The sequence below is a fragment of the Leisingera sp. MMG026 genome (assembly GCF_021654205.1).
GTDB lineage: Bacteria > Pseudomonadota > Alphaproteobacteria > Rhodobacterales > Rhodobacteraceae > Leisingera.
The window spans coordinates 1-14,490 of the sequence record NZ_JAKFZM010000069.1 but is presented as its reverse complement, the minus strand read 5'-3'; the positions used below and the strand labels follow the sequence as shown (position 1 = coordinate 14,490).

Annotated in this window: 11 protein-coding genes; 4 read left to right on the top strand and 7 right to left on the bottom strand. The window is 61.9% G+C overall.

What is annotated here, in order from left to right:
- Positions 1-27: 27 nt before the first annotated feature.
- From L1069_RS22170 to L1069_RS22150, 5 genes are all read right to left on the bottom strand, one after another.
- Positions 28-2,688 carry a phosphoenolpyruvate carboxylase gene (locus L1069_RS22170; protein ID WP_237457088.1) on the bottom strand — a complete coding sequence of 887 codons (2,661 nt, stop codon included), beginning with the start codon at positions 2,686-2,688 and terminating at the stop codon, positions 28-30.
- Complete coding sequence (locus L1069_RS22165) at positions 2,688-3,659, bottom strand: D-glycerate dehydrogenase (RefSeq protein WP_134828735.1); 972 nt, start codon at positions 3,657-3,659, stop codon at positions 2,688-2,690. The genes L1069_RS22170 and L1069_RS22165 overlap by 1 nt, the downstream gene beginning before the upstream one ends.
- A 99-nt stretch (positions 3,660-3,758) precedes the next feature.
- Positions 3,759-4,652: a succinate--CoA ligase subunit alpha gene (sucD, locus tag L1069_RS22160; protein WP_129372293.1), complete on the bottom strand. Its 894-nt coding sequence runs from the start codon at positions 4,650-4,652 to the stop codon at positions 3,759-3,761.
- Positions 4,649-5,848 (bottom strand): malate--CoA ligase subunit beta, encoded by a 1,200-nt coding sequence (locus L1069_RS22155; RefSeq protein WP_129372294.1) that lies wholly within the window; start codon positions 5,846-5,848, stop codon positions 4,649-4,651. Before L1069_RS22155 ends, sucD begins: the two co-directional genes overlap by 4 nt.
- 32 nt (positions 5,849-5,880) lie before the next feature.
- Complete coding sequence (locus L1069_RS22150; RefSeq protein WP_237457087.1) at positions 5,881-7,131, bottom strand: aminotransferase; 1,251 nt, start codon at positions 7,129-7,131, stop codon at positions 5,881-5,883.
- 309 nt (positions 7,132-7,440) lie between these two features.
- On the opposite strand from L1069_RS22150, the gene L1069_RS22145 reads away from it, so the two are divergent.
- The 3 genes from L1069_RS22145 to L1069_RS22135 all read left to right on the top strand — a co-directional run bounded on the left by L1069_RS22145 (position 7,441) and on the right by L1069_RS22135 (position 10,552).
- Positions 7,441-8,055 (top strand): response regulator transcription factor, encoded by a 615-nt coding sequence (locus L1069_RS22145; RefSeq protein WP_129372974.1) that lies wholly within the window; start codon positions 7,441-7,443, stop codon positions 8,053-8,055.
- 177 nt (positions 8,056-8,232) lie between these two features.
- Complete coding sequence (locus L1069_RS22140; protein WP_237457086.1) at positions 8,233-9,210, top strand: CoA ester lyase; 978 nt, start codon at positions 8,233-8,235, stop codon at positions 9,208-9,210.
- 79 nt (positions 9,211-9,289) lie between these two features.
- Entirely contained in the window at positions 9,290-10,552 is a 1,263-nt protein-coding gene (locus tag L1069_RS22135) for a DUF4147 domain-containing protein (protein ID WP_237457085.1), read from the top strand.
- Positions 10,553-10,624: 72 nt separating this feature from the next.
- Here the strand turns inward: L1069_RS22135 and L1069_RS22130 are convergent, their stop codons facing one another.
- On the bottom strand, positions 10,625-11,041 hold the full coding sequence (locus L1069_RS22130) for a group II truncated hemoglobin (RefSeq protein ID WP_237457084.1): 417 nt from the start codon (positions 11,039-11,041) through the stop codon (positions 10,625-10,627).
- A gap of 29 nt (positions 11,042-11,070) precedes the next feature.
- Positions 11,071-13,440, bottom strand: a complete 2,370-nt coding sequence (gene tdm, locus L1069_RS22125; RefSeq protein WP_237457083.1) for a trimethylamine-oxide aldolase Tdm — start codon at positions 13,438-13,440, stop codon at positions 11,071-11,073.
- A 181-nt stretch (positions 13,441-13,621) separates the two neighbouring features.
- On the opposite strand from tdm, the gene L1069_RS22120 reads away from it, so the two are divergent.
- Positions 13,622-14,464 (top strand): DMT family transporter, encoded by an 843-nt coding sequence (locus L1069_RS22120; protein WP_237457082.1) that lies wholly within the window; start codon positions 13,622-13,624, stop codon positions 14,462-14,464.
- Positions 14,465-14,490: the final 26 nt, after the last annotated feature.

Genomic DNA, 14,490 nt, shown 5'->3' with positions numbered 1-14,490 from the left:
AGGTCTTTGGACATTCGGGGCTCCTGTCTATCCTGTCCAGCCAAGCCCCGCGGCGACGCAGTTCATCGACTGCATCAGCGGGACCGGCACTGTTGAAGGCTTCTCGGCGCGCTCTTCCCGCAGGAGACGCACCTGGGTTTTGTGAATTTCCCGCAGCATGGGCTCAACCCGGCCAAAGCGGGCGCGCAAGCGCGGGAAGCGGCCGGCCAGGCTGCTGTCACCTGTCAGGAATAGAATCGCCTCTCGGGCCAATTGGTATTCTTTGCGGATGGTGCCGAAGATACGCTCGCGGATTTCCGCGTCCTGCACCAGCGTAGCGTAATCCGAAGCAATCTCCATATCGCTTTGCAGAAGGGTCTTTTCGACCTCGTCCACCACCAGGCGGAACAATGGCGAGTTACGGAACATGTCCTGCAGAACCCCATCACCCCGCGCGCCGCGGAACTTGCGGAAGCTGGCCACCGCCGAGCCGAAGCCGTACCAGCCGGTGATCATGTGGCGGTTTTGCGACCAGGCAAAGACCCAAGGGATGGCGCGCAGATCATCCAGTGAGCCCGCGCCGAAGCGGCGGGCGGGACGCGAGCCGATCTTGAGCATGGCCAGCTCTTCTACCGGGCTGGCCTGCTGGAAGTAGTCCAGGAAGCCGGGCGCATTCAGAAGGTTGGAATAGGCCGCCTGCGACATGCCGGCGAGGGCCTCGAACGCGTCATCATGCTCTGGACTCACTGGCGGCGTGCCTTCCTGCAGCGAATGGCGCAGGACCGAGGACGCCATCAATTCCAGCTGATGCAGAGCGGTGCCGCGGTTGGCGTATTTGGAGCTGACTACCTCGCCCTGCTCGGTGATCCGCATCTGGCCTGCGATGGTGCCCGCGGGCTGGGCGGCAATGGCGCGTTCAGCAGGCGCTCCGCCGCGTGAGACCGAACCGCCGCGGCCGTGGAAGAACACCGGCTTCATCCGATGTGCGGCCAGGGTGCGGGTGATCAGGCGCTGCGCTTTCTCCAGCTCCCAGGTGGAACAAAGGAAACCGCCGTCCTTATTGCTGTCCGAATAGCCCAGCATCACCTCGATCCGGTTGTCGCCGGATTTCAGCGAGCGGCGGGCGAAGGGGACGTCCAAGAGGCCGTTGAGAATGCCAGGGGCCGCCCGAAGGTCGCCGATGGTTTCAAACAGCGGCACAACTTTCAGCGCAGCCTTTTCGGCGCCAAAGCCTGCGTAACGCGCCAGCAGATAGACGCCGAGCAGGTCATCTGTAGAGCGGGTCATCGACAGGATAAACGGCCCCATCGCATGCGGGTCTTCGCCGGCACCGGCATCGCGCATCAGCCGCAGCAGTTTCAGCAGTTCGCCGCTTTGCGGGCTCAATTCATCCGGCATCATATAGGGCAGTGAAGCACTGCCCAGCTCAGAGCGGAGGCGCGCCGACCATTCGGCGCTGCCGAGTTCCGGCACCTGGCCGGAGCGCGACCAGATTTCAGTCAGCGTTTCAGTGGTCACAGTGGAGTTCTGCCGGATGTCCAGCGTCACTGTGCGAAAGCCAAAGACATCGGCCTGCCAGCGGATCGGACGCACGTAACGGGCCGCCAGCCGGTTGGCGCCGATTTCCTCCAGCGCTTCCTCAACCCGGGTGAGATCGCTGACGAAATCGCCCAGATGCGCATAGGCTCCGGTTTGCTCGGCGGCGGTTGCCTTGATACGGGCATGAATAGCTGTCAGCGCTTGGCGAAAGACTTCGCCCGGGTTGCGAGCCGCAAGGCCGGCAGCGCCCGGCGCCGCTGTGATGATTTTTGCCAGCCGGCTGGAGGCGCTGTCAGGCAGTGCAAACACGGCGGCAGAGATCGAAATCCGTTCAGCAGCGGTGGCCAGCGCCTTCTGGTAGCGCTTGAGAATGGCTGCGCGGTTCGCGGTCAGCGCTGCCGCCGTGGCATCCACCGTCACATTCGGATTGCCGTCGCGGTCGCCGCCAATCCATGAATGGAACTTAAGACAGGGCGTATCAGCGCTGTCACCCAGCCGCGGTTCGGCAGCGTCGATGTAGCGCTCGAACAGCTGCGGCACCGCCTCATACAGGCTGTCGCGGAAGAATTGCAGCCCCCATTGAATTTCATCCTGCAGGCTGGGCCGGTCGCGGCGAAGCTCGCCCGTCATCCACAGCAGGTCGATTTCCGAGCGCAGATCCTCCAGCAGGCCTGCGCGTTCACGCGGTGTCCAGCGCTTGGCCTCCAGCGACACCAGCCCGCGGTAGATGCGGCGGTGAATTTCCAGAATTGTGACCCGCTTGGCTTCGGTCGGATGCGCGGTCAGGGTCGGGCCGATGGAGAACTGGCCCGCGACCTCCTGCAGCCGTTCGGGTGTTGCCAGCTCGCCGGCCAGATCAAGGGCGCGGGCAAAGCTGCCTTCGACCACTTCCGGGCCATCCTGGGTTTCAGCCATGCGGCGGTCGCGCATGGCGGCGTTCTCCTCGACGATTTTCAGCAGCTGGAACCAGATGTTGAAAGCCTGCATATAGGCGGTCGCGTGCTGGCCATCGGACAGATCCCAGGCAGGCTCGCCGGTGGCCCGTTCTGCCATCTCAGGCGCGCGCTGGCGCAGGACATCCAGCCAAAGAGCGTGCAATTCGGTGCGGAGCTCGGCGGCATAACCTGCGCCGGTGTACTCCGCGTCCGCGGTTTCAGCAGGATCTCCCATCACATCACCCGGTCCCGTGGCTCGCGCCCTGCAAAGAAATCAGTCAGGTTGTCGAGCACACGGAAGCCCATCGCCTCGCGCGCCTCGCGGGTGGCGCTGCCCAAGTGCGGCAACATCACCAGATTGTCGCAGTCCATCAGATCCGGGTTGATGCGCGGTTCGCCGTCGAACACGTCCAGCCCGGCGCCGCCAATGGTTTCGAACCACAGGGCGCGGGACAGGGCCAGCTCGTCGATAATCTCGCCGCGGGCGGTATTAATAAGGAATGCGTCCGGCTTCATCAGGTTCAGCATCCGGGTGTTGATCAGATGCCGGTTTGCAACACCGCCCGGGCAGTGCAGTGACACGAAATCGCACTGCGGCATCAGCTCTTCCAAGCTATCGGCCTGAGTAGCGTTGTAGCGGGCCAGAATGTCCGGCGACACGCGGGAGCGGTTCTGCACCACGATCTTCATGCCAAAGCCATGATGCGCGCGGCGGGCCATTTCCTGGCCGATACGGCCAAAGCCGACGATACCCAGCGTTTTGCCGGATACTTTGGTGCCGACCAGATGGGTCGGACGCCAGCCGGTCCATTCACCGGCACGCACTTCACGCTCACCTTCACTTGCGCGGCGGGCCACCATCAAAAGCAGCGTCATGGCGATGTCGGCAGTACATTCACTAAGAACATCGGGGGTGTTGGTCACAGTCATGCCGTGGCCTGCCGCACTGGGCATATCAATATGAGAGTAGCCCACACCATAGTTAGCGAGGATCCGTGCCTGGGGCTTAGTGATATCAAACGCACTGGCCGGGATCTTGTCGGTCACCGTCGGCAGTACAGCGTCATAGGATCTCATTGCGTCGCGCAGTTGCGCCTCGCTCAATGGCTTGTCGCCAGTGTTCAGCACAGCATCAAAGGCTTCAGAAAGCTGCGCCTCGACTGCGGCGGGCCAGCGGCGGGTCACCAGAACCTTGGGCTTTGCCATGATTTCATCTCCCTGTCGTGCTTATGCTTTATTAATGCGCTCCACCCCTGCCATTGCCCCAGGCCAGGGGTGGAGCGTCGCGCCTGACCCAAAGCCGGATCAGGCGGCGTTCTTTTTCATCACGCTTGCGATGGTCTCACCAATCACGGCGGGGTTTTCGGCAACGGTCACACCGGCCGCCGACAGGATCTCCACCTTCTCGGAAGCGCTCTCGCCGAAGGCCGAGATGATCGCGCCCGCGTGGCCCATGGTGCGGCCCTTGGGTGCGGTCAGACCCGCGACATAGGCCACAACCGGCTTGGTCACGTGGTTCTTGATGTAATCTGCGGCTTCCGCTTCCTGCGGGCCGCCGATTTCACCGATCATCGCGATGACCTCGGTTTCCGGATCCTTCTCGAACCACTCAAGAATATCCTTGAAGGAGGAGCCGTTGATCGGGTCGCCGCCAATGCCGACCGAGGTCGAGATGCCCAGACCCAGCTCTTTCAGCTGCGCAGCGGCTTCATAGCCTAGGGTGCCCGAACGGCCGATGATGCCCACGGTGCCCTGCAGGTAGATATGGCCCGGCATGATGCCCAGCAGCGCCTTGCCCGGCGAGATGGTGCCCGCGCAGTTCGGCCCCGTCAGGATCATCCGCTTGTCCTTGGGATAGCGGTACATATAGCGCTTCACCCGGATCATGTCCTGGGCCGGGATGCCGTCAGTGATGCAGACGCAATAGTTGATGCCCGCATCCGCCGCTTCCATGATGGAGTCGGCAGCAAACGGCGGCGGCACAAACACCAAGGATGCATTGGCGCCGGTGGCCTCCACCGCTTCTTTCACGGTGTTGAAGACCGGCACGCCTTCGACGGTTTCGCCGCCCTTGCCCGGCACCACGCCGCCGACAACGTTGGTCCCGTATTCGATCATGTCCTTGGTGTGGAACCGGGCGATTTTGCCGGTGATGCCCTGAACGATGACTTTGCTTTCGCGATCAAGAAGGATGCTCATTTAACTGCCCTCACACGAGTGTTCTGGTCGAGGTCGTTTTTCCACGCGCCGACGGCCCGCTCAGCGGCTTCCATCAGCGAGGTTGCGCGGATCAGCGGCAGGCCGCTTTGTGCCAGGATCTTCTGGCCTTCCTCCACATTGGTGCCTGCAAGGCGGACCACAACGGGCACGTCAACCTCAACTTCGCGCAACGCCTGAACAACGCCCTCGGCCACCCAGTCGCAGCGGTTGATACCGGCGAAGATGTTGACCAGAACCGCCTGCACATTGCTGTCGGACATCACCAGGCGGAACGCCTTGGCAACCCGTTCCGGTGTGGCGCCGCCGCCGATGTCCAGGAAGTTGGCAGGCTCGCCGCCGGCCAGCTTGATGGTGTCCATGGTCGCCATCGCCAGGCCTGCGCCGTTCACGATGCAGCCGATGTTGCCTTCCAGGCCGACATAAGACAGGCCGCGGTCGGCGGCGCGGCTTTCGCGCGGGTCTTCCTGGGACTTGTCGCGCAGCTCAGCTATCTGCGGGTGACGGAACAAGGCGTTGTCGTCAAAGGTCATTTTGGCGTCCAGCGCGATGACCCGGTTGTCCGAGGTAACCACCAGCGGGTTGATTTCGACCATGGTGGCGTCCAGTTCGGAGAACGCCTGGTAGCAGCCCTTGAGGGTGCGCACCATCTGCTGCGTCATCGCCGGTTCGATGCCCAGGGCAAACGCGATTTCCCGCGCCTGGAAGTCCTGCAGGCCCACAGCCGGCTCAACGGTCGAGCGCACGATGGACTCGGGCCGCTCGGCAGAGATCTCCTCAATCTCCATGCCACCTTCGGACGAGGCAACAATCATCACCCGCTGGCTGGAACGGTCCAGCACAAAACCGAGATAGATCTCGCGGGCGATCGGCACTGCACCTTCGACATAGACACGGTAGATGCCTTTGCCTTCGGGTCCGGTCTGGTGGGTCACCAGCTTCTTGCCGAACAGGTTCTCGGTCGCCTCATAGATCTCAGCTTCCGAGTTGCACAGTTTGACACCGCCCGCCTTGCCGCGGCCGCCTGCGTGAACCTGAGCCTTAACGATCCAGCGGTCGCCGCCCAGTTCCCGCGCGCGGTAGGCCGCCTGCTCAGGGCTGTAGGCCAGCGCGCCCGGCGGAACGGTCACGCCGAAGTTGCTAAGAACTTCCTTGGCCTGATATTCGTGGATATCCATGGTCCTCTCCTCCTCATGGATGCGGAAATCTATTACTCAGCGGGCTCAAGAGCTGCTGTGTAATGCTGGTCGAGCAGGGCGTTGATCGCCTCAAGGTCGACATTTGCCCCCATGTCGTTCATCGCCTTGCCGAAGCGGTTGACGATGTCGGTGATGGCGGCAGGTGTGATCTGGTTCAGGATGCCGATGCGGACCTGGACCGGCTCCGACAGGGTTGGCCAGATGCCAAAGCCCACGGCGCGGCAGTTGCCCACCAGCTCTTTTTCGCGGCCGGCCAGATCGCCGGGCAGGTTCAAAACCACTAGGCTGGTCATGTTCGAGGTCACGTCGCAACCCATCGCGGTCACGGCATCGCGCAGGGCTTTCTCGTGGAAGGCATAATCGCGGGCCTTCTGGGCGCGGCCATGCTGCAGGGTGATGCGCAGCGCCTCGTGGAAAGCGGCAACCGCATAGCCGGAATGGGTGCGGTGGTAAGTGCCGGCCGCAACGTCCTGACCGTCCACGATGCCCCAGTGGCGGGCTTCCAGGATCGGGTTGTGGACATAGGAATGGCAGCCGTTCTCGCGCACGGTCTGGATGTAGCGGTCGGTGAAAGACACCGGCGCATAGGTCAGCGGCAGGCAGAGCACACCTTTCTGCGGGCAGGACGCCCAGCCGGCCACCCCCGGGTAATCGTCGATCGAAAAATCCTCGATGCCCAGCGAGGACACCGCGTCGATCAGACCCATCACGCCGTGCTTCACACAGGCGTCCGAGAAGCCCTTGAGGTCGTTGATACGGCCCGAGCCGGTTTCCCAATGTGCCATGAAGGCCCATTTCGGTTTCTTGTCCGCCAGCACCTGTTCCACCAGCTTGCCGGAGACCGACTCGCCATGCGGCACGTCGATCACGGTGACTGAGGCAGGCTGCGGGTTCATCGCGTCGGCGGCCAGCTCCTCGCGGGTGGCGGCCTTCATCCGGATGGTCATCGCGTCGATGCCTGAGAAGGTGCCGTTCTGGAAGGCAACCACGGTGTCGCCCGGCAGGATTGCGTTCAGCATGCAATCGAGGCCCGAGAAGCCGGTGCCGCCGACGCCGTAGGTGTAGGTGTTGGCAGTGCCCCACAGATCGCGCAGCATCTGCTTGCACTCGATCATGCCGCGCAGCACATCCGCCTGCATGTGGTCGGCCAGGCCGGTGTTGGCAAAGGCCTGCAGCACGCGGGGGTCGGTATTGCCCGGGCCAGGGCCTGCGGCCAGGGTTTCCGGGATTTCCAGGCTGGGGAAGATCGTGGGTTCTGTCATCGGGTCAAACCTCTGTTGGTGTCCGTTGCCGATGTGCCGGAGGTCACGGGCCTTCATCACGGTGGTCTTCACTGCGGGAAGGTTTGTTTCCTGTCGTGCAACATCTGTTAACCCAAGGAAACCCTAGGTCGACAAAACCCGCAACATTCCTATATCCTGCTTTTGGGTATCTAATAGGATGGTATAAAACCTACCCAAACCGGTAAAAATACCGTTGCATACCGAAACTGACCCTACCCATTCAGGTAGTTTTCAACAAAAGGGCACCAAATGGCTCCTATAAGCGACAAAGTTTCCCCGATTTCGGTCATGCTTGCTGACGCAAATCCGCTGGTGCTGTCGGCGATGTCCGAGATCTTCGACAAGGACCCGCGATTCTCGTTGGTCGCGACCTCCGCCACCGCCGAAGGCTTCCTTGGAACGGTGATGCGGGTGCCGGTCCAGGTCGGGATTATCGACTGGAACCTGCCCGCGCTTGGCGGTGCCAAGCTGATCGAGGTGCTGCGCGAGCAAGCCAACGCGCCGCGGCTGGTGGTCTACGCCGACGAAAGCGGCGACGTGCCGCGCAAGGCGATGGGCGCGGGCGCGGCCGGCTTTGCGCCGCGCTCCAGCGCGGTCGAAGACGTGCTGGATACCTGCCTCGCCGTCGCCGAGGGCAAGATGGTTTTCCCCTTCCTCGACGTGCGCGGTCTGCAGGCCGATCCGATCGAGCAACTGTCCCGCCGCGAACGCACAATGCTGGAGGCACTGTCGAAAGGGCTGACCAACAAGGAGCTCAGCAAGGAGCTGGAAATCTCCACCAACACCGTGAAGTTCCACCTGTCGAACCTTTACGAAAAACTCTCAGTCAAGAACCGCGCCCAGGCGATTGCGTTCTACTACGCCAACCGCGCCGCCAAGGGTGATTTCCACCTCGAACAATGACACGGGTGTGCCGTCCTCGCGCGAGCGTGCACGCGCACGTACGCGAGAGCGCGACGCGCGGGCGCACACTCGCGCGAATGTATTTAAATGAAATCTTTTTTCTTGACAGGAAACACCCTGATGAGGAATGCCTAGAGAGGAGAGGACGAAAACCCGTCACGAATGAGGAGCAAACCCATGTCATTCCACACCATCGAACAAGCCCCCGGCCGCCTGAACCGCAGCGAATTGGCGATCCCAGGGTCCCAGCCGCAAATGTTTGAAAAAGCAGCGAGATCTGACGTTGACGTTATCTTCCTGGATCTCGAAGACGCGGTTGCGCCGGACGAAAAAGAACAGGCCCGCAAAAACATCATCCAGGGCCTGAACGACATCGATTGGGGCAACAAATCCATGTCGGTGCGAATCAATGGCCTCGACACCCACTACATGTACCGCGATGTAGTCGATGTTGTTGAACAGGCAGGCGAACGCCTTGACCTGATCATGGTTCCCAAAGTCGGCACCGCCGCCGATGTCTACGCCGTCGACATGCTGGTCACCCAGATCGAAGACGCCAAGGGCCTGAAGAAGCGGATCGGCTTTGAACACATCATCGAGACCGCTCTGGGCATGCAGAATGTGAGTGAAATTGCCGCAGCCTCCAAGCGCAATGAATCGCTGCATTTCGGCGTTGCCGACTATGCCGCCTCGACCCGCGCCCGCACCACAATCATCGGCGGTGTGAACCCCGATTATTCGGTGCTGACCGACCCCGCCGCAGACGGCTCCCGCGAGGTGCATTGGGGCGATATGTGGCACTATGCGCTGGCCCGCATGGTGGTTGCTGCACGCGCCAACGGTCTGCGTCCGATTGACGGCCCGTTCGGTGATTTCCAGGATCCGGAAGGCTACAAGGCCGCCGCAAAACGCGCTGCGGTTCTGGGCTGCGAAGGTAAATGGGCGATCCATCCAAGCCAGATCGAACTGGCCAACGAGGTGATGTCGCCGTCGGATGCCGAAATCACCAAAGCGCACCGCATTCTGGAAGCCATGGCCGAGGCCGAAGCCGCCGGCAAAGGCGCGGTGTCGCTGGACGGCCGCCTGATTGACTATGCTTCGATCCGTCAGGCAGAAGTGCTGGTGGAAAAAGCCAAGCAGATCGCCGGCACCTAAGCTGCCGTTCGTTTTCAAGACCTTACGCCGCCCCGGCTCCACTGGGGCGGCTGAATGCCGCTACGCCAGGGAGATGCAGATGACCGGATTGCTGACCACCGCCAAGGCCCTGTTTCAGGCCGCCGTAGACCGGGCCGACCCGGCCCGGGCACTGCGGACGCAACTGACAGCTTCCCCGCTCCCCGCCTTGCCGGAAGGCGGCAGAAACGTGCTGCTGGCAGTGGGCAAGGCCGCCATCCCGATGATGCGCGAAGCGCTGGAGCTGATCCCCGGCACCACCCAGGCCCTGGCCATCACAAACCCGGAAAATTACACCGAAATTCCTGGCGCCACAGTGATTTGCGGCGCCCATCCGGTGCCGGATGAAACCAGCGCTGCCGCAGGTCAGGCTGCCATGGAACTGGCTCACTCCCTGGGCCCCGATGACCGGCTGATTGCGCTGATCTCCGGTGGCGGTTCCGCGCTGATGGTGGCTCCGGCCCCCGGCCTCTCGCTGGCCGGCAAGTCGGCAGTGAACAAACTGCTGCTCGCCTCCGGGCTGGAAATCAACGAGATGAATCTGATCCGCCAACAGCTGTCGGACACCAAGGGCGGCGGCCTGCTGCGTCATGCCGCACCAGCCCAAGTGCAGGCCTTCATTTTGTCAGACGTGATCGGCGACGACCTGCGCGCCATTGCCTCCGGCCCAACCGTGGCTCCCATCGGCACACGCGCTCAGGCGCGGGAAATCATGCAGCGGGCGGACATCTGGGACAACGCGCCTGAGGCGGTCAGAAACCACCTCAGTGCCGCTGAGGTGGCCAAGGACGCCCCGCCCCCGGCCACCAACACCCTGATCGGTTCCAACCGCCACAGCCTCAAGGCGATGATGGCGGCAGCCGCCGAAGACTGGAATCCCAAGCTGGTCACCCACCGGCTGGTTGGCGATGTGTCAATGGCCGCCGAAACGGTCGTTGCGGCTGCAGAGGCCGCCCCCGAGGACAAACCTGCCGCATTGATCTTCGGCGGTGAAACCACTGTTCAGCTCCGCGGCCAAGGCCTTGGCGGGCGCAATCAGGAATTGGCCCTGCGCGTTGCCAAACTGGGTGCCGATCGGCTGAATGGCGATTGGCTGTTCCTCTCCGGCGGCACTGACGGGCGTGATGGCCCTACAGACGCGGCTGGCGGCATCGCCACCCCCGCCACCTGGGCCGCGATCAAGGCTGCCGGTCATGACCCGGACGCTCTGCTTGCCGACAATGACAGCTCTACCGCTCTCAAGGCTGCGGATGCATTGCTGATCACCGGCGGCACCGGCACTAATGTGGCCGATGTGCAAATCTTCCTTAGACGGCCGGATTGATCCAGCAGCCAGCCAGTCACCTTTGCAAAATACTCCCGCCGGAGGCTACCGAAAGTGCAACAGGCGCTGCGCTCAAGCTGACGCGCGCGCCTCGCCCCACTCGGCAAGGTCATTGACCAGCATCAGAGCCACGCGCCGGAACACCTGGCGCAGCCGCTCCACATCCGGCCCTTCCAAGGACAGGTCCGCCAGCGCCTGATCCATGCACTGGAGCCAGTTCTCGGCGTCCTTTTCAGTGATGGGCACATGGGCGTGCATCAGTTTCACGTCCATGTGGCCGTGTTTTTCTTCGTAATACCGGCGCCCGCCCATGAAACCAGACAGAAAATTAAACTGCTCCATCCGGGCATGGTCCATCCCATGCCCGCGCTTGTGCAGCTTGACGATCCGGGCGCCGGCTTCCGTCTCCTCGACTATATCGTAGAACCGCTCGACCAGCGCGCGGATCACCTCTTCGCCGCCGATCTGGTCAATCAACTTCTGAACCATGTAACCTCCGTGCACCGAACCGGCCGGCCTCAGGATTGAGGCCGGGTTTTCTTGGGGTCGTAATGGGCAAAGGGTACGATCTTGGCGGGCAGGCGTTTTTGATGCCCATCAAGTTTACCGATTTCCACCTCTGTTCCCACCTCTGAACAGGATACGTCCACCCGCGCCAAAGCGATATTTTTTCCCAGCAGCGGCGACCGCATTGCAGAGGTCACCTCGCCAATTTGCGCCCGGCCAATGCGGACACAGTCGCCATGCGCCACGTCAATTGCCGAATCGACATCCAGCCCCACCAGCTTGCGCGCTGGCGTGGTCTTGCGCCGGATCAGCGCGTCGCGGCCGATAAAATCATCCTCTTTCGATTTCAGCGGCACGGTAAAGCCGATGCCCGCCTCAAACGGGTCGGTCTGATCGCTGAAGTCATACCCGGCAAAGATCAGCCCGGCCTCAATCCGCACCATGTCCAGCGCCTCCAGACCCATCGGGCGGATGCCGTGGTCCTGTCCGGCTTCCCAAACCGCGTCGAAGACATCGCTGGCGTGTTTCGGATGGCAGAATATCTCATACCCCAGTTCCCCCGTGTAACCAGTCCGCGAAACCACAACCGGGACGCCATGCTCACCGCCGATGCGTGCAGGCGTGAACCGGAACCAGCCCAGTTCTTCCAGCGCCGGGTTATGCGGCATCGTCCAGATGATCTTCTTCAGCAAGTCCCGGCTCTCGGGGCCTTGCACGGCGATATTATGCTGCATGTCGGTGGATGAGCGGATCAGAACGTTCAGTCCCAGCTTTTCTGCCTGCTCGCGGATCCACTCTCCGCCATAGTCCGAGCCGCCGATCCAGCGGAAATTATCCTTGCCCAACCGGAACACGGTTCCGTCGTCGATCATACCGCCATGCGGGTAGCACATCGCGGTATAGACCACCTGTCCTACCGCCAGTTTCTTGATGTTGCGGGTAAAGACATACTGGCACAGCGCCTCTGCATCCGGACCGTGGATCTCAAACTTTCGTAACGGCGTCAGGTCCAGCAGCACACATTTCTCGCGGCAGGCCCAGTATTCTTCCAGCGGCCCGGTACTGGCATAGCAATTGGCCAGCCAATAGCCGTTATACTCGATGAAATTGCGGGTCATCTTGCTGAGGCGGTCGTGGAAACCGGTTTCCTTGGTCATCTTGGGCTCCGATTCAGGGGTCGCGCGGTACGCAATCGCCCGCTTGAAAGTTTCTTGGCCGCTGTACGTGCGGACGTGAATATCGGTGGGGTTCCAGCCATTGGCAGCACTGGTGTCATCCGGGCAGGCAGAGCTGACACAAACCAGATCGGTCAGCGCCTTGAGCAGCACATAGTCGCCGGGCCGGGTCCAGGGCTCGTCAGCATGCATCACGCCGTGCTCATCCAGTCCGGTGTTGAAGAAGAAGTTGATTGCCATCCAGCCTGCGCGCGGCGTCACCCCGTGCCGGGCCAGAACCCCGTTGAAGTTGTCAGAACAGTTCGCATGGCCGGGATAGCCGATGTCGTCATAGTATTTCGCCGCACAGGCCAGGGCAAAGGCATCGTGACGGCCAACTGTATCCTGCACCACTTCGACAAGCGGCAGCATGTCCTGGTCATAGTATTTCGCGTGCAGCCCCGGCATCGGATAAGCATGGCCCATCAGCGTCCGGGTTGTGGTCACGTCCAGCGCATGCTCGATCCCCTTGTCCAGCTTGCGGGCCGCAAAACACTGAAAATCCGTACATTGGCGCCCATCAACATCAAGCACCTGGATATAGTCGCCGGCCTTCACAAAATAGGCTTCAGCCGTTGCGCTTTTAACCCGCAGGTCCAGCACCGGATCAGCCAGCGGATCAGGCAATTCAAACCGCGCCGCCTGCTTGATCACCGCCCGCTTGACCATAGCCGTCAGCGGCGTTGCCGTATCCTGCTGTTCAAAGTCCATGATCCCGCCCGGTGCGGCGATGATCACCACACCGTCCCGCTGCGCGGTAAAGCTCTCCCCGGTCTTTGCAGGCGTTGCCGCATCAAACAACCGCACCGCACCGCCCTGCGCCAAGTCGATACCGCGTGTTTCCATCCCCAGCCGCAAGCCGCGCAAGGACTGGTCCGCCGAGGTCAGCAGCGCCTTCAAACCGCCGGCGTCACTGTTGGCTGCCGCGCCGATGATGCCCGCATCAATGCGCCCTTTGCCGTCTGCCGCAACGATCTCGCAAGGCTGGCCGCCTTCGTCATTGGTCACCGTCACCGTATCGCCGGCTTCCACCCGGATCAGGATCGCACCGCAACCTTCGACAACGTAACGCTCGGTCCCCGCGGGCAGTGAAAACACCGACGGCTGATACAGTCCGGACGGCTTGGGCGGCCCTTTGGCAACTTCAGGGAAGCTCATGTCATTCATCGCGCATCTCCTGTTGGACACCGGCCAAAAATTGCACAGCCGGAATATTTATTTATTGAAAAGAATATTCCGTTCCCCCACTCTAATCAACAAACATGTTGATTTTCTGCAGTAAAATGGCAGATGCCCGGGATGCGTCATTTTCCTGGGGGTGAATGCCGCAAACAAAAGGATAAGCCCGATGCACTCGTTGCTTCTTGGCCTGGCCGCGGCCCTTGCCTGGGGGCTTCATGATTTTTGCGTACGCTTTATCTCGCAAAGAACCGGTATCCTGCCAGCCATGCTGACCGTGTTTTTGACCGGGGCGATTCTAATTGCGGCAGCGGCTTGGGCCTTTGGGGACTGGCAGGAACTGACCCCGCCCGCAGCCCGGCTGGCCGGCCTTTCCGGCGCCATCTATGCTCTTGGGTCTTACGCGCTCTACCGTGCCTTTGCATTGGGACCGGTTAAGCTGGTGGCCCCGTTGATCGGTGCTTACCCGGTGCTGTCACTTGCCATGGCCATGCTGCAGGGCCAGCCGGTTGGACCCGGCCATTGGGCTGCTATCGCCGCGGTGGTTGGCGGCGTCGGCTGCATTGCCGTCTTCTCAACCGAAGACGACGGCAGCCCGGTCAACCTGCAGGCCGCGGCCTGGGGCCTCGCGGGGGCCATCGGGTTTGCCCTGACCTTTGCTACCGGCCAAGCCGCCACCCAAGCCGGCGCCGAATTGCCGGTACTCATCGTGACCCGCTTGGCTGCCATACTGATCGTTCTGGGGCTTGCACTTATTGCCCGGATGGTTCAGCTGCCCTGCCGCAAAATACTGCCTCTGCTCTGCCTGATGGGTGCGCTGGATGCCTTTGCACTTGGCTTGGTGATCTACTCCGGCTCCTTGCCCCGGCCGGAATTCGCCTCAGTCAGCGCCTCGCTTTTCGGGTTGGTCACCGTAGTGCTCGCCTGGCTTTTGCTTCGCGAAAGCATGAACCGCGCACAGTGGATCAGCGTCGCCGTCACATTCGGCGGGATCGCCTGCCTGGGTTTTTAAACGCCCGTCCCATTTTCATCTTTCCA